General features: G+C 51.7%; 16 protein-coding genes and 1 other annotated feature (1 of these 17 only partly in view). Of the genes, 1 reads left to right on the forward strand and 15 read right to left on the reverse strand.

Features of this window, described 5'->3' with window-relative positions; genetic code table 11:
* Positions 1-46 precede the first annotated feature (46 nt).
* The 15 genes from Q320_RS0103665 to Q320_RS0103725 all read right to left on the reverse strand — a co-directional run bounded on the left by Q320_RS0103665 (position 47) and on the right by Q320_RS0103725 (position 13,717).
* The gene (locus Q320_RS0103665) at positions 47-1,348 is read right to left on the reverse strand and encodes a DASH family cryptochrome (protein ID WP_027467886.1); all 1,302 of its coding nucleotides are present in this window, start codon (positions 1,346-1,348) and stop codon (positions 47-49) included.
* Between the two features lie 27 nt (positions 1,349-1,375).
* Positions 1,376-2,353, reverse strand: a complete 978-nt coding sequence (locus tag Q320_RS22085; RefSeq protein ID WP_027467887.1) for an NAD(P)/FAD-dependent oxidoreductase — start codon at positions 2,351-2,353, stop codon at positions 1,376-1,378.
* Between the two features lie 10 nt (positions 2,354-2,363).
* On the reverse strand, positions 2,364-3,221 hold the full coding sequence (locus Q320_RS21785) for a cryptochrome/photolyase family protein (RefSeq protein WP_211251162.1): 858 nt from the start codon (positions 3,219-3,221) through the stop codon (positions 2,364-2,366).
* Positions 3,125-3,904, reverse strand: a complete 780-nt coding sequence (locus tag Q320_RS21790; RefSeq protein ID WP_211251163.1) for a cryptochrome/photolyase family protein — start codon at positions 3,902-3,904, stop codon at positions 3,125-3,127. Before Q320_RS21790 ends, Q320_RS21785 begins: the two co-directional genes overlap by 97 nt.
* Positions 3,901-4,044: a DUF2256 domain-containing protein gene (locus tag Q320_RS21180; protein ID WP_084282333.1), complete on the reverse strand. Its 144-nt coding sequence runs from the start codon at positions 4,042-4,044 to the stop codon at positions 3,901-3,903. The genes Q320_RS21790 and Q320_RS21180 overlap by 4 nt, the downstream gene beginning before the upstream one ends.
* 404 nt (positions 4,045-4,448) lie before the next feature.
* The gene (locus Q320_RS0103680) at positions 4,449-5,201 is read right to left on the reverse strand and encodes an SDR family NAD(P)-dependent oxidoreductase (protein ID WP_027467888.1); all 753 of its coding nucleotides are present in this window, start codon (positions 5,199-5,201) and stop codon (positions 4,449-4,451) included.
* A gap of 104 nt (positions 5,202-5,305) precedes the next feature.
* Positions 5,306-6,631: a DUF4397 domain-containing protein gene (locus tag Q320_RS18325; RefSeq protein ID WP_051534432.1), complete on the reverse strand. Its 1,326-nt coding sequence runs from the start codon at positions 6,629-6,631 to the stop codon at positions 5,306-5,308.
* Between the two features lie 260 nt (positions 6,632-6,891).
* Complete coding sequence (locus Q320_RS0103690; RefSeq protein ID WP_027467889.1) at positions 6,892-7,317, reverse strand: nuclear transport factor 2 family protein; 426 nt, start codon at positions 7,315-7,317, stop codon at positions 6,892-6,894.
* A gap of 8 nt (positions 7,318-7,325) precedes the next feature.
* Positions 7,326-8,108, reverse strand: a complete 783-nt coding sequence (locus Q320_RS0103695; protein ID WP_211251164.1) for an SDR family NAD(P)-dependent oxidoreductase — start codon at positions 8,106-8,108, stop codon at positions 7,326-7,328.
* Positions 8,109-8,110: 2 nt separating this feature from the next.
* A complete protein-coding gene (locus Q320_RS0103700; RefSeq protein ID WP_027467891.1) occupies positions 8,111-8,635 on the reverse strand; it encodes a DUF3833 domain-containing protein in 525 nt (174 codons plus the stop codon).
* A complete protein-coding gene (locus Q320_RS0103705) occupies positions 8,632-9,903 on the reverse strand; it encodes an MFS transporter (RefSeq protein WP_051534433.1) in 1,272 nt (423 codons plus the stop codon). Before Q320_RS0103705 ends, Q320_RS0103700 begins: the two co-directional genes overlap by 4 nt.
* Positions 9,900-10,382: a chalcone isomerase family protein gene (locus Q320_RS0103710; protein WP_245590961.1), complete on the reverse strand. Its 483-nt coding sequence runs from the start codon at positions 10,380-10,382 to the stop codon at positions 9,900-9,902. Before Q320_RS0103710 ends, Q320_RS0103705 begins: the two co-directional genes overlap by 4 nt.
* A gap of 52 nt (positions 10,383-10,434) precedes the next feature.
* Complete coding sequence (locus Q320_RS0103715; RefSeq protein ID WP_027467894.1) at positions 10,435-11,649, reverse strand: SAM-dependent methyltransferase; 1,215 nt, start codon at positions 11,647-11,649, stop codon at positions 10,435-10,437.
* A complete protein-coding gene (locus Q320_RS0103720; protein WP_027467895.1) occupies positions 11,646-12,425 on the reverse strand; it encodes a DUF1365 domain-containing protein in 780 nt (259 codons plus the stop codon). Before Q320_RS0103720 ends, Q320_RS0103715 begins: the two co-directional genes overlap by 4 nt.
* Positions 12,422-13,717 carry an NAD(P)/FAD-dependent oxidoreductase gene (locus Q320_RS0103725; RefSeq protein WP_027467896.1) on the reverse strand — a complete coding sequence of 432 codons (1,296 nt, stop codon included), beginning with the start codon at positions 13,715-13,717 and terminating at the stop codon, positions 12,422-12,424. The genes Q320_RS0103720 and Q320_RS0103725 overlap by 4 nt, the downstream gene beginning before the upstream one ends.
* Before the next feature lie 105 nt (positions 13,718-13,822).
* Here Q320_RS0103725 and Q320_RS0103730 point away from each other — a divergent pair, with 105 nt between their 5' ends.
* The gene (locus Q320_RS0103730; RefSeq protein ID WP_027467897.1) at positions 13,823-14,428 is read left to right on the forward strand and encodes a TetR/AcrR family transcriptional regulator; all 606 of its coding nucleotides are present in this window, start codon (positions 13,823-13,825) and stop codon (positions 14,426-14,428) included.
* A 295-nt stretch (positions 14,429-14,723) separates the two neighbouring features.
* Positions 14,724-14,809: a sequence feature (16S ribosomal RNA rRNA prediction is too short), on the reverse strand; it runs 216 nt beyond the window's last position.

Consider the following 14,809-nt stretch of genomic DNA (forward strand, 5'->3'; position numbering starts at 1 on the left):
GCACCACCCTGCTTATTTGGCAGAAATCGATTCACCGCGCCCTGCGCTACTGAGCATCGGTGCTAAGCCATAGTTGCAAATACGCCTGATGTGGATCGTAGTTTTTGGCCTGCGTTTCTAAATTAAAGCGCCGATTCGGCCTAGGATCAGTGCCGTAGCCGGCCAAATACAACCAATTGCCTTGATTGCTATACACGTCGTAATCGATCAATTGCGACTCAAACCAAGCCGCTCCAGCTCGCCAGTCACATTGCAATTCGTGAATCAAAAAGCTGGCCACAATTTGCCGCATTCGATTCGACAAATAGCCCGTCGCAGCCAGCTCGCGCATACCCGCATCAATAAACGGCTGTCCAGTTTCGCCGCGACACCACTTTGCGAATAAATCAGGCTGATGAGCTGGCACGCCATACCCCGCCAGCCCTAGACTGCGGTAAAGCTGCGAGCCAAATCGCCAGTGCAAAAATCTAAAATAATCCCGCCACAGCAGCTCAAACCAAATCCAGTACGTGCTGTCATTCGCGCCAACAATCGCTTCATGCGCTTTTAATTGCTGATGAATCTGCCTCGCCGATAGCGCACCGCTGGCTAGCCAAGGCGAAAACTTCGTTGAATAATCACAGCCAATCAAGCCATTTCGAGTTTGCTTATAACAATCCGCCAAACCAGAGGCCAGATAGCGCTGAAGATGCTTAAATGCCGCAGTTTCGCCGCCCTGCCATGCTGGCAGATGATAAGGAAATGCACTGCGCGCATCGATGGGCGCAAGCCCTGCCCAAGCGTGCACATCAACGCTTTGCATTGCCAAGATGGCCTTGGGGAAATTGGGCAAGGCTTGAATTGCAGAAAGCGGTTCAGCGGGTGTGACGCCTGCGGATTCAACTTGCTGACGAAAAGCAGTAAACACTAGCGGCAGATTACTCAAGGGAAATGGCAAAGCCTGAGGATCAAGCAAACTCGATTGCCACGTCTCATTCACCACGATACGCTGCGCCCGTAGCGCCGTGCATTGAGCCGTTTCATACGGCGCAACAATGGTTTCGCAATAAACCGTCTCCGCACCGAGCTGCTGTGCAAGTGTTGGCAATATCTGCTCGGGCGCACCAGCCATAATCAATAAATGCTGCCCCAGTCGCTCACATTGCATTTCCAAATCATTAAGGGTATCGGCTAGAAAGCGCTTATGGTGCTGACCTTCACGAATAAACCCCCACTGTGTATATTCAGCTGGCGCAAGGCAATAAACTAAAGCCAGCTGCTCTGCTTGCGCGCAAGCTCGCTGTAGTGCGGGGTTATCGGCCAAACGAAGATCATTGCGAAACCAGTAAATCGCCTTGCGCTGTTTCATTTTTCGCCTTAATTCATTCGCCGCATTTCAAGGCGTAGCCAGTAGTGCATTAGCGGCAGCCAAGCCAGATAAATAAGCGCCTTCAACCCGACCGCCAGCCAACCAATCACCGGCCACGACCAGCCCATCTTGGGCGCTGGGCGTCAGCGTCTGTTCGGTATTGCCACGCGCATAGCGCCAGCGATGCGGCGTTGCATTTTGCCAAGTGACTGAGGTTTTTCCCCATTGCGACAGTAAGCGATTCAATTCTGCACCGAGCAAAGCCATCACCTGCTCAGGCGAATCTTCCAGATGCGCTTGCGACCATTCGGCACAGGCATGCAAGAGCCAATTTTGGCCGCCACGCGCTGCCTTACTGCTATCGTGCGCGATCCAGCTCAGCGGGCCTTCGTTAATAAAAACGCCAGCAAATGGCAGATCAAGCGCCTGCTCGCACGTCAGCATCAGCGCCCAGCAGGGCTGCATTGTGGTTTGTGCGGCCATTGCATGGCTAGAGTAAACCGGCGGAATCAGCGCCGCCGCCTGCGGTGCGGGTAAAGCGATCACGATTTGCGGGGCAAGCCAGCAAGCAGAATCGGCCCTCACTTGCCAAATGCCATTGACCCGCTCAATCGCAGTGACTTGAGTTGATAATTGAATTTCAAGCTGCTCGGCCATTTGGCGCAATGGCGCATTCATCGTTGGCGTTCCCACAAAGCGCTGCTGGGGCGAACTGGTTTTAAGTTGCAAGCCATTCCACACCGCAACTGGCGCCTGCCAACGCGCAATGACCTTTGCACGCAACCATTGCGCCACTTGCCGCCGAAACACCGCAGAACGTGCCGTGAAGTATTGCGCGCCATGATCCCATTGCGCCGCATCCGTACGCCGCGTCGCCATCCGCCCGCCGATACCGCGTGACTTTTCCAGCACCAGCACACGTCGGCCCGCCGCGCGAAGCTGTTGCGCGGCGCTTAATCCTGCCATGCCTGCACCCACTACAATCACATCCCAATTGGTATCCATTGCATGTTCTCTATAGTTGCTCAATTTGCTGCAAATAAATTTCGGCCTGTTTTAAAGTCGCCACTTGCTCGGCTTCGGACATTTTTCGCCATGTTTGGTAAGTCATCCCCAAGCGAGGATTATTTTGCAAACGCGCCTGATGGCGATGATGAAAATCCCAATACAAACTATTAAACGGGCAAGCGCCATCACCGTGGCGCAACTTCGGCTGGTAGTGGCAACCCTTACAGTAATCACTCATTTTATTGATATAGCTCGCAGAGCCCGCATACGGCTTGCTGCCCAGCAGGCCGCCGTCGGCGTATTGGCTCATGCCACGCGTATTGGGCATTTCGACCCATTCAAACGCATCGACATAAATCCCCAGATACCAAGCATCCACGTCATCGGGCGCAATGCCAGCCAACAACGCAAAATTGCCGGTCAGCATCAAGCGTTGAATATGATGGGCGTAGCCCAGTTCAAGCGATTGAGCTATGGCATATTTCAGGCAATTCATCCGCGTTTGCCCGTTCCAATACCAGCTTGGCAAGGCGCGCTGATGCTCAAGCACATTGAGCTGCCCATAGCTGGGCATCCGCGCCCAATACACGCCGCGCACAAATTCGCGCCAGCCCAAAATCTGCCGCACAAAGCCTTCCACCGTCGAAAGCTGAACTCGCCCAGCTTCAAATTCACCCAAAGCGGCTTGAATCACTTCCAGGGGATGCAGTAATTTCAAATTCAGTGCAAATGAAATCCCAGCATGAAACAAAGTCGGCGATGCCGTGCTCATCGCATCTTGATACGCGCCAAAATGCGGTAACGCCGTTGACGCAAACGCGGCCAGCGTTGCCTTGGCTTGGCTTGGCTGCGAGTGATCGGCCAAGCAAACGCATCGGCCTGTGTATTGCCGATGGTTTTGACGCCTGCACGGCTAATTTCATCCCAAATTTCGCTTAAATCGACGCTGTGATCCAGCCAAGCTGGCGCAGCGGGCTGACCATTCCAGCGTTTGCGATTGTCATGATCAAAATTCCATTGCCCGCCCAGCGGCTGCCCTTCGCCATCCAGTAAAATCTGATATTGCTTACGCAGCGCGCGGTAGAAAAACTCCATACGCGGAATTTTTTGGGCAAATTGCTGGCTAATCGCCGCCCGATCGACCAAAAAATGCTCGCTATCGACCACCTGAACCGGAACGCCTAATTCGCCCTCGCCCGCCAACAACAGACTCTCAAGCCGATATTCATCAGCCTGCTGGCGCTCCAGCTGCGTGATTTGTTCTGTTTTGATCAATGCACTTAAATTGGCAATAAAGTTTTGCTGATTATTCGCATCACCAATTTTTACGTAGTGCACGCGGCAGCCTGCTTGCTGTAAAGCATGAGCAAAACCGCGCATCGCGGCAAAAATCCCCAACACTTTTTGCGCGTGGTGCCACGCGTAATCGGTTTCGCTACGCAACTCCATCAGCACATACAGCACATCCGTGCGGCTGCGCTCGGCTTCCGAAAACCAGCTGTGCCGAATATTGAGCTGATCACCCAAAATGAGCCGTAGTGTGCTCATAGCACGCCCTTTCTATTGGCGCAGCGTGTGCTGCAATATTTTACGAATTCCCAGCTTTTTTCCCATTTCTTGCGCCACGCAAATGGCCGCAAACAAACAGGACAAATTTTCTGCGGTAAATTAAGTTTGTGATGTGCCATAAGCTTAGTCTTTGGGTATAGCCATGTAGGTCAATTAAATTAATAGCTTCATGCATATACATCAATTAATTAAACCATGTTTAGATTTGGTGTTGATGAAAAAACTGCTTCACTTAATATAAGCGCATCAATTTTCTGCTCACCATGGTCGCGCTAATGCCGCGCGGCACTGACTTTTCTTGAACGGCCAAGAAAAGTAAGCAAAAGAAGGCCGCCCTAGTATCTGCGTCCGACTTCGTCGGATTCCCTCGCTGCGGACAATCGGCAAGGCGTCGGGCTTTAACAAAACAGAGCCCTCCGAAAGCCCCTTGCCGCTTGTTCCTCGCTCGGCTTGATACAAGGGAACTCGCGCAGCTCAACGAGCGCGGCATAGCATCAAAACCAAATCTAAACATCGCCATTAATTATATTTTTGGTAGCGGATGCAAATGTGCATGTCCGCCATCCACGCCGATGATCTGCCCCGTAATCCAGCGAGCCGCATCACTGAGCAAGAATGCGATTAATACGGCGCTGTCTTGCCCCTCGCCTACCATGCCCATAGGGTTCATTTTGGCATTGCGCTCTAAGGCTTCTGGCGTACCCGTTAAGCGCATCGAGAGCGCAGAGCGCGTTAAGCCTGGCATCACGGCATTCACCCGAATGCCTTTATCGGCGTACGTGGCGGCGCTCGTTTGCGCCAGACTGGCAACCGCCGCTTTTGCGCTTGCTATCGCTTCATGATTTGGAAAGCCAGCACTGCCGACCAAGGAGCCAATCAAAACGGCTGCGGCTGGTGTTTTGGCTTTTAACTGCAAGCTAATAAACGCTTTTAGCGCATAAAAAGCAGAGAAGTAATTTTGAGCAAAGATCGTCTGGCAGTCACTTGCTGCGGTTAAATGCAAAGGCCGAATCAAGGTTGAGCCCACGCAATGCGCAAACCCAGTGGGGATAAAACTCAATTGCTGTGCGGTACTCAAAATTGCCTCTGCCGTGCCTTCAAGCGCTAAATCGCCAGGCACGACTAAAGTTTCGCCTTCGAGCGTGTCTGCCAAACTGAGCAAATGGCTTTCATTGCGTCCGCTCAGAATCAAACGACAACCCTGCCCAGATAGTTCATGCGCCAAAGCCGAGCCAATTGCACCGGCAGCGCCCGTAATCCAAATTGTTTTAGACATAAAAACTCACCAGTTAAAATCAAAAGATCGCGAGTAGAGCCACGCTTTAAAAGCAAACAAAAGCCACAGCAAGTGGCTTTTGTTTGTCTCTACGTCATGACTGTTTAATTGTCATTCAACACGCTAAGCGTAAAGTCTTTATTGGTATTACCTGTAGTATTCGGCAGTAAGCCACGCGCCACCACGGTATAAATTTTGCCCGCAGTGGTGCTGACAGAAGGCGATGTAAACGCTGGCGTTGAGCTAGCCGCTGCACCCGCTGCACGCAGCTTGAACACATAATTGCCTGCTGGTACTTTGAGGTAAGCACCCGCCGCTGGGAACGCCACATTGCTCATGACCAATGCTTCATTGGCATACACATCGACTGCCGGTGCATTCGGTGAAGCATGAATCACACGCACTTTGATTTGGCCGCTGGGTGGCAAGCTAGCATCGTCTTTAGCAACGAGGTATTGCAGTGCAGGGCTTCCTGCAAGCAGTCCCACAGCAAATACGGTGTAGTTATTGGCTTTATCCAGTGTTAAATCAGCCGTGAGTGCCTGAGTTGCAGTCCCCGCTGCATTGAGCGCTACAGTGTATTTTTTGGCGGCTACGGTCAGATAATTAGATGCCGTAAAAAACGGTACATTGCTCAAGATGGCGCTGCCATTGGCCAATACATCAACCGCAGGTGCATCTGGTGAAGCATGCACAACGCGCAACTTAGCGTTCACGTCCACCACTTCGGTGACATTCGCAGTGGCATCGCGGCTAATCAGTAACAGGCTGATCGGAGAGCTGCCATTGGCTTGCGGCACAGCGACTGCAAGCAAATCGGCACCGGCTGGCACTGCCAAAGTACCCGAGTCAAACACCACGGTTTTGCTGCCAGCGGCGGTGACGCGCACACGGTAATCGGCGGCAGGTACTTCAAGCCCATCCGAGAACGCCTTGAAGGCCACATTACTTAGTGTGGCGGTCGTCATTGCCAAATCAGCGCTTGGCGCGGTGACATACACATCCACTGCGGGCGCTGTTGCAGCAGCATGCACAACACGCAGGCGAGCATTACCGGCCGCAGGTTTCATTGCACTTTCGGTAATCACCAGCGCTTCAATTTTGGCGACTTCATTGATGGCAATCACCGTGGTGATGCTGTCTTTAGCGAGTTTCAGTGTGGCGCTAATCACGCCAGTATCACTGCCAGTTGGGGTAACTTTAATCGGCAAATCACCGGCATTCACCGTGAGCAAACCACTTGCTGCTTTATAAGGCACATTGCTCAGCGCTTTTGCACCGCCAGCATACACATCCACATTCGGCGCATCGGGCGAAGCATGAATCACTCGGACCTGCGCCTGATCAAGCACCGAATCGCCACCACCGCCACAGGCCACCAAACCGGCACTGGCGGCGAGCATTACCAACCATTTGCTTAATGTAATCATGATTATTCTCCAGTTTTCTAAGAAATACCGACGCTATAAAATCATGCGGATGCGTAAAAATACCGCCAAGTAAATATACTACCAATTGGTAGTAATAAAAACCAATAAGTTTAATTTGTTGCTGAACGGTATAAATCGACAACAAGAGCCACAACTTTAAGCAGTCAAAAATAGAAAAATCAGGAGTTTGCTGAGAAATGAGTCACTGCTTTTAGCACCGTATCTGAACAAGCGATAACGAATCTAAAAGTGGCAGTCAATCAGTGTGCAGGTACTTGAAACTGGCGGCGTAGCCAGCGAATTGGTGCGCCAATTAGAGGCAGTTTTTGCAGTAGTTCTTCGGTGGCATCCCAATAATCGCGATGCAAAGTGACCTCGCCTTGCGAGTTAAACACCAAATGCGAGCCGCCAACGATGCGGTAAGGCTTGCCTTTTAGTTCAAATTCAAACGTCCACGTCACAAAAGCCTGCTGGCCTTGCTCGATACGCTCTCCGATGACAAAGCGGGGATTTTGCGTGGTGGCAAACATGTGACGAAAAATTGCTTCAATCGCAGGCACACCTTGCACATCATTAAATGGGTCTTTAAAGCGCGCATCGGCCGCATAAAATTGCGCCGCTTGCGCCAGCGTTTGCGGGCTAATGTGGCTGTACCAATCGAGTAAGGCAGTCAGTTTGCTTGTCATTGATCTGCTCACGATAACTTCAAAAAATAATTAAAAAGCGCAAAGCGCAGACGATAAGGCAGTAATTGTAAAAGCTTTAGAAACTGCGTAAAACGGCGCGGAAAGTGAATTTCAAATTTTCCCGCACTGATGCCGCGCCAAATCGCCTCTGCCGCTTGCTCTGACGTTTGCAATGCCGGCATCGTGAATTCATTCTTGGCGGTTAGCTCGGTTTTCACAAAACCAGGATTAATCAAATACACGCTCAAGCCCTTGGGATGCAAATCGCTGTATAAAATTTCGGCCAAATTAATCAGCGCCGCCTTGCTTGGCCCATACACACTGGCATTGGGTAAACCCATATATCCAGCCACGCTGGCAACCAGTGCGATTCCGCCTCGGCCTTGCGCCAGCATCGCCGGCAAAATACTCGCTAGGCCTGAATACACCGCGCCTAAATTAATCGCCAAGGTTTGCGCCGCACCAGCGGGTGTCACTTCCCAACTGCGCTCAGGGCGATAATTGGCCGCACAAAACACCACCAAATCCACGCCGCCCATTGCAGCGCAAGCCGCCGCATAGGCGGCAGGCCAAGCCGTTGGCTCGCTGGCGTCAAAGGCAATCACATGCGCGCGTGGCTGATTGTGTGCGATTAATTCTAGCTGCGCTTGCCGCCTTGCCGATAAGGCAAGATGAGCGCCAGCACCCAGCGCCTGCTGCGCCAGCGCCGCACCAATCCCACTGGAAGCGCCAATCAGCCAGATGCGTTGATTGCCCCAGTTAGAAATCACGGGATTCATTGGCGCCCACATGATTAATCTCTTTTCTTAAAAAATAGCGTCACTTGGCCCAGCTCAACACCAAATTTTTGCATGCTGGCGCGGTTAAGCATCGATTTGTCGTCAATCAAAAACATCCAATCATCAAATTGAACTTCATAGGTTTTGCCATCCACCGGCAAAAACATCGTGTATTGCCAGTTCAGTGCATTGCCCGCAATCTTGCCGATGGCTTCACCTTTCACATCGTCCGCCGTACCACGCCAGCTGCCATCCGCTTGCGGAACCAGCGTCCAAACGCGCTGCTGCGTCGTGCCATCGTCGTACTTAAAGCGCTCATCCAGCACCAGCTTGCCCTGAGTTTGGGTGCCGGTAATTTCAACATGAAAGCGCTTCACCACATCGCCACCACGTTTTTGAAACATGCCCCACGCATCGGTCGTGCCAACAAAATAGTGCACCAAATCCAGCTTGGGCTCGGCGGCTTGATATTGCTTTACATCCGGTGCGGCGCAAGCGGTGAGCACACCGCACAGTGCAGCCAGTAGTGACTTTTTCATGATCGTGCTCCAGCGGGTTGTAATTGAATTCGGTGCAGTAAACACAGGGCCAGCAATTTAAATCCACATGGCACACCAGCGTAAATCCATGCCAAGGCAGGGCCAGCCTCTTGGCCGGGCTGATAATCAAAAAATGCCAGTAACGGCAAAGCCAATCCCGACAGCGCCAATGCTAATTTGCCGAGTAAAGTCCAAATGCCAAAATAAGCAGCGGGCGTCGCCTCATCCCGAATCATTTGCGCCAGAAGCACCGGCGGCAAAGCCAGATCAGCCCCCAGCGCCAAACCCGCCGCCAAGCAAACGATAAAATAAGCGGCAGAATCGCCAGCGCCCAACAAGCTTGCGCCACAAAAAGCCAGAATCGCCAGCAACATGCCCCAACGCCAAGCGCACAATGCACCGATTTTTTTTGCCAACATCACCCACAGCGGCAAACCAATCGCTGCGGCAATAAAATAGCTGGCTAAAAATGCACCGGCGTAGCTAGCCGCTTGCAAACGATCATTAATAAAAAATAAAGCCAAGGTCGATGGAATTGCGACTGAGATCGCATTCAAAAAATACGGTAGCAGCAACGAGTTAAAACCTTGATTGGCTTGCACGGTGCGCCACAGTTGCCGCCAGCTGGCTTGCTGGCTGACTTTTCGTTGCCAGCGCGGAGCAAAGCGAAGCAGAGCAATCAAGCTCAGCACCAGCAGCAGTGCAAAAATTAGGCTGTAATTGGCAAAGTGGCTGGGGATTTTTGCTGTGGGCTGGCTCAAAATCCAGCTTGGTATCACGCTGGCTAAAATCACCCCTAGCAAACCCGCGCCTTCGCGCCACGCCGCTGCGCCCAGTAGCGCATCATTGGCATTGCCTGGATCAGTCGCTAAACGTGCGCCCCAAGACAAATAAGCGATATTGAGCATACTGTGCGCGGTATAAGCCACAATCAACATCACACCGAGCCATAGAGCCAGATACCCCTGCGGCACGAAGGGCAGCCAAAGCCCAAAAAAAGCCAAGCCAAGCAAAATAGCACCGACAATCAGCCAAGCATTCAGGCCCGTATCGAGGCGATCAATATAGCGACCCAGCCAAGGATCTTGCACGGTATCAATCAGCCGCGCCAAAAACAGCACCCAACCCGTCGTCGCCAAGGCCAGCCCCAAATTGCTGCTGTAGTAAGCAGGAATCTGCACATACACCGGCAGCGCTGCCATCGCCAGTGGCAAACCAAGCAGACCGTAAGCCAACATTCGCCAGTGTGATTGGGCAGCCAAAATCATGGCGCCCGACCTAATAATTGCTCGCGCAAGCCGCGATCTTTGGTGCGCTCGTCAAACCAAATGGCAAAAAAAGCTTTGGCAAATTCGGGATCACGAATATCGGCCAATAGCTGTTTGCGATTATAAAAACGAGCGCCCTGCTCTGGCAAAAATACGCCAATGAGCTGATCGCCCTCTTTCACATCACTAAAAGCGCGGTTCATTTCGCCCTCCCAACGCTTGAGCTGCTCGGCGCTGTACTGTTTGCCAAATAAGCGTTTGATTTCATCCACACTAGTTTCAACAAACTGCTGACGGCTAATGCTGCGGTGATAAGTCAGCTCCAGCGCAAACGGCGTATTGGCATTAAAGGGCTGCTGTTCACTCCACAATTTAGCGGTGTAAATTCGCAAGCCAAACCAAGTGAGATCACCGCTGCCCAATACTTTGGCTTGCGGGACTTCATGATTCCATACCGCAGAATGTGCAGGTATTGCCATGCAAGCAATAGCTAATGATGCACAGATGGCAATACCCTTTATAGAGATCATCTTAATGGACCTTATGCAATAAAAATTGCACCACGTCGGTTTTGCCTTCATCAAAGCCCGCTTCACAGTAGGCAAAATACAAACGCCAGATTCGCATAAAGCGCTCATCAAAGCCTTGTGCGGCAATGGCCGCCGCCTCGTTGCTACATCCTGTTTCCCAGCGGCGCAAGGTTTCGGCGTAGTCCGTACCAAAATGATATTGATCGCTTGTTTTCAGCCCTGCCGCTTGCGCTTTGGCGGTGAATCGCTCTGGGCTAGGCAGCATGCCGCCGGGGAAAATATATTGCTGGATAAAATCGGTGCCACTGCGATAGCGCTCAAACGCCGCTTCCTCAATGGTGATACTTTGCACCAAGGCTTTACCGCCCGATTTCAGCCTAGCCGCTACGGTTTTAAAGTATTCTGGCCAAAAGGCTTCACCCACCGCTTCGAACATTTCAATCGACACAATCGCATCATATTGCCCGGTGAGATCGCGGTAGTCGCACAGCTCGAGCTGCACTAATCCATCCAAACCCTGCTGCGCGATTCGCTCATTCGCAATCGTCAGTTGCGCCGCTGAAATCGTCACGCCGTGCACTTCAATCCCTAAGCGCGCGGCATGCTCAGCGAAGCCGCCCCAACCGCAGCCGATTTCTAGCACTCGGCTGCCAGCGCGTAAACCCAGCACATCAACAATCCGTTGATATTTATTAATCTGCGCCTGCTGCAAGCTTTGCGCGTAGTCGCCATGAAAAATCGCACTCGAATACGTCCAGCTTGGATCAAGCCAAAGCTGATAAAACGCATTACCAATATCATAATGGGCGTGAATATTCTTCCGGCTGCCCTCCCGCGTATTGCGGCGAAACAGATGCTTGATCCGATACCACAGCGTGGCCAATTTGCCGCCAAACACCATTTTATCCAGCACACTTTGATTGCGTAGCGCCAGTCGCAGTAGCGCCGTTAAATCGGGACTATCGATCCAACCCGCCTCATAGCTTTCGGCAAAGCCAATATCGCCCGCACGCAAAATTCGCTGGCAAGCGCGCCAATCATGAATGTGCAGCGTGGCACTGGGCGCTTGATGCAAATCGCCAAACATCAAGTGCGTGCCTTCTGGCGTAATCAATTGCAAATGGCCGTGTTGCAATCGGGCTAATAAATTAAGAAATAATTTAGCGGCCGTTGGCGCGCTACGGCGAATGGCTTGCAGGGTATGGGCTTGGCTCATGATGATTTTTCCTCTGACACGGTCAAAGAAGTGACGGGGGGAGCGGGTTGACTAAAAAATGGTACGCGTTTAATCCACAATCTAAGGGCTTGCCAGTGAATGCGAACAAACACGCCGAGCGTGAGTAAAGGCTGAGCGATCAAGGCGCGGCGCAGCGTATTGCGGTTTAAAGCTTGAATCCGCCCGCCAACCGACGTTTTGAGCAGCAAGCCTTCAGGATCAAAATAATCAATCCCCACCCACGCCGTGCTGGCGGTTTCACGAAAATGAAATTGGTAATGGCCTTTCACTTCGCAAAATGGCGAAACATGCAGCATCTTTTTACACTCAAGCTGGGTATTGCTCTGTATGCCTTTTGAATCAGTGCTTGTGAGCAAATACTGGTGTGTTTCGCCAAAAGTATTATTCACTTCAGCCAACACCGCGCTCAACTGCCCATCTTGCATATAGCAATACCAAAAGCTCACCGGATTAAAGACCCAGCCCAACACACGCGGAAACGTTTGCAGCCAGATTTCGCCATCGGCAACAATCTGCTGCTCGGCCAGTAGCTCGCGCAGCCACAGCTCAAGATTGCGGCCATCTTTGGGGCCGTAATCGGCAGTCTGTATCGAGACCGGCCGCCAGCAATTGATGCCAAAACCGCGTACCTTGATGTCATCCAGCCGCGCCAGATTTAAACGCACGCAGAACACTGGATACACAAAGCGGTTGTGCGCAGGGCGAAGCCGCTCGTGCATCACTTGGCCAAAAATCAGTTGCGCAGGCGCATTCATTTCAAGACCGCCCAAGTCGGCTCCAAACCCAGCTCGCTCGCTACGCGCAGCGCGGATTTGAGGCCATCTTCATGGAAACCATATCCAGTCCACGCACCGGTAAACCACGTGCGATTTTGCCCCTGAATACTGGCAAGCTGCTGCTGTGCGGCGATGGCTGCATGGTCAAACACCGGATGCTCATACTCAAACTGAGCCAACACCAACTCTGGCGCGGGCGGCGTGAAGGGATTGAGCGTCACAATCACGGGCGCTTTAAACGGTAGGTTTTGTAATTGATTCAATAAGTAGCTAACGCAAACCGGCCGCTGCCCATCAACGCGCGCACCGCCTAGATAATTCCATGCCGACCAGACTTTGCGCCGCTGCGGCAATTGCGCTGGATCGGTGTGTAGCACGGCGGTATTGGCTTGGTAGCGCACGGCTGAAAGGATTTTTTGCTCAGTATCGCTCGCATCGCCAAGCAGTTTGATCGTTTGCGGCGCATGCGTTGCAAACACCACCGCATCAAACTCATCCACGCCAGCACCGCTATGTATGGTGACGCCAGATAATTGCCGCTCAACATTGAAAACGGGGCAATTGAGGCGAATCTCGCAACCCTCGCGGCTCACAATAGTCGCGGCAATTTTGCGCACATACTCACGCGCACCGCCTTGCACGGTTTGCCATTGCGGCCGATCATTTACTTGCAATAAAGCGTGATTTAAGCAAAAGCGTAAAAACGTACTGGCTGGAAATTGCAAAATATCATTGGGCGAACTAGACCAAATCGCCGCCGCCATTGGCAGCAAATACGCATCACGAAACATCGCGCCATAACCGCCCTTGGCAATCAATTGCCCTAGCGTGTCGCCATTGACCAGCGATAAAGTTAAATTCATCTCTGCTGCGGCATTAAAACGCAAAATATCACGCAACATGCCGATAAATCGAGGCGAAAGAATGCGTTGCCGCTGCGCGAAAACCGTATCTAAATTAGTCCCCGCCCACTCTAGCGCACCGTCATCCAGCGAAACCCCAAACGACATATCGGTGGCATAAGTCGTCACATTCAGCTCGGCAAACAGCGCGATCAAATTGGGATACGTCGCTTGGTTAAAAACCAAAAAGCCCGTATCCACCGCTTGCGTTTGACCTTCCAGCGTCACATCCACCGTATTGGTATGGCCGCCCAAATAGCTAGCGGCCTCAAACAACACCACATCGTGTGCACGGCTTAAAAAATAGGCACTGGCCAAGCCAGAAATGCCAGAGCCAATAATAGCGATGCGTTGCCGAGTGCTGGTCATGATTTTTACCATTTAGCGTAAGAGGTATGGGTGTTTTACTACTTCAGTGCTAAGATTACTACTAAGCAAATATAAAATCTACTAATTAGTATCGGATATTTACCAATGAGTATTTTTAGCCAGATCAGTTTCAAAGACCAAGCCTTCAAGCTACGTGAAAACGCCATTCTCGATGCCACCACAGCGGTGCTCAGTAGCAAAGGCTTTGACCTGATGACGATGGACGACATCGCCGGTGTGGTTGGCATTTCTAAGCCCAGCCTCTACAAGCACTTTAAATCCAAAGAAGATTTAGTCGGCGAAGCACTCATTCGACTGATTGATGGCGCGATTGAGTATATGGCGCAGCTGGATGACGCGCTCAGCCCCATTGGCAAGCTCAGCGCCTTGCTCGAATGGGCGCTGCGCGTACGTTTAGCCGGCGGAATGCCCTTTTTGCCCTCCACCAGCCCGCAAGTGCGCGAAATGCTGATGCGAAATATGCGTTATGTGCTCAAAGTGATGAAGCTCAATGGCCAGCTAGAAAAACTAGTCGCCGCAGCGCAAAAAACTGGCGATTTAAATCCAGACCTACCCAGCGATGTGATTTTGTTTAGCTACTATTCCCGCACCTGCGATCCCGCCGCCGAGTTTTTGCAAAAATTCAGCAAAATGAGCACCGAAGACATCGTGACGCATATGTTGAAAGTGGCGTTTAACGGGATAAAGTGATTTGCGGCATAGCTCACTCTGCTTCATATTGGGAAATTAGCGTAGCTTAATGAGATTTGCGATTATTTGATGTATTGGCTGCTAGGCATTGTAGGTAAATGGCTGCAATCAAATACATCAGTATCGTAGGGTGCACTGAGCGAAGCGAATTGCACCGTTTCGCTCTTTATTTGGTTTGGCTTTAAATTGAATCTGCTGTGATTTTTCTACGCGGGGTCGGCGCTAATGCCGCGCGGCACCTACTTTTCTTTGCTTCGCCAAAGAAAAGTAGGCAAAAGAAAGGCGACCCTAGTATCTGCGTCCGACTTCGTCGGATGCCCTCGCTGCGGACAATCGGGTCGGTTGCGCTCAAAACTCGGTCGGCCTCAAAAGCAAAGTCAT

This window comes from Deefgea rivuli DSM 18356 (assembly GCF_000620145.1).
In the GTDB taxonomy this organism is placed as follows: Bacteria; Pseudomonadota; Gammaproteobacteria; order Burkholderiales; family Chitinibacteraceae; genus Deefgea; species Deefgea rivuli.

Coding starts and splice junctions, on each gene's coding strand:
- Q320_RS0103665 (WP_027467886.1), bottom strand. CDS start 1,348: ATGAAACAGCGCAAGGCGATTTACTGGTTTCGCAATGATCTTCGTTTG.
- Q320_RS22085 (WP_027467887.1), bottom strand. CDS start 2,353: ATGGATACCAATTGGGATGTGATTGTAGTGGGTGCAGGCATGGCAGGA.
- Q320_RS21790 (WP_211251163.1), bottom strand. CDS start 3,904: ATGAGCACACTACGGCTCATTTTGGGTGATCAGCTCAATATTCGGCAC.
- Q320_RS21180 (WP_084282333.1), bottom strand. CDS start 4,044: ATGGCACATCACAAACTTAATTTACCGCAGAAAATTTGTCCTGTTTGT.
- Q320_RS0103680 (WP_027467888.1), bottom strand. CDS start 5,201: ATGTCTAAAACAATTTGGATTACGGGCGCTGCCGGTGCAATTGGCTCG.
- Q320_RS18325 (WP_051534432.1), bottom strand. CDS start 6,631: ATGATTACATTAAGCAAATGGTTGGTAATGCTCGCCGCCAGTGCCGGT.
- Q320_RS0103690 (WP_027467889.1), bottom strand. CDS start 7,317: ATGACAAGCAAACTGACTGCCTTACTCGATTGGTACAGCCACATTAGC.
- Q320_RS0103695 (WP_211251164.1), bottom strand. CDS start 8,108: ATGTGGGCGCCAATGAATCCCGTGATTTCTAACTGGGGCAATCAACGC.
- Q320_RS0103700 (WP_027467891.1), bottom strand. CDS start 8,635: ATGAAAAAGTCACTACTGGCTGCACTGTGCGGTGTGCTCACCGCTTGC.
- Q320_RS0103705 (WP_051534433.1), bottom strand. CDS start 9,903: ATGATTTTGGCTGCCCAATCACACTGGCGAATGTTGGCTTACGGTCTG.
- Q320_RS0103710 (WP_245590961.1), bottom strand. CDS start 10,382: ATGGCAATACCTGCACATTCTGCGGTATGGAATCATGAAGTCCCGCAA.
- Q320_RS0103715 (WP_027467894.1), bottom strand. CDS start 11,649: ATGAGCCAAGCCCATACCCTGCAAGCCATTCGCCGTAGCGCGCCAACG.
- Q320_RS0103720 (WP_027467895.1), bottom strand. CDS start 12,425: ATGAATGCGCCTGCGCAACTGATTTTTGGCCAAGTGATGCACGAGCGG.
- Q320_RS0103725 (WP_027467896.1), bottom strand. CDS start 13,717: ATGACCAGCACTCGGCAACGCATCGCTATTATTGGCTCTGGCATTTCT.
- Q320_RS0103730 (WP_027467897.1), top strand. CDS start 13,823: ATGAGTATTTTTAGCCAGATCAGTTTCAAAGACCAAGCCTTCAAGCTA.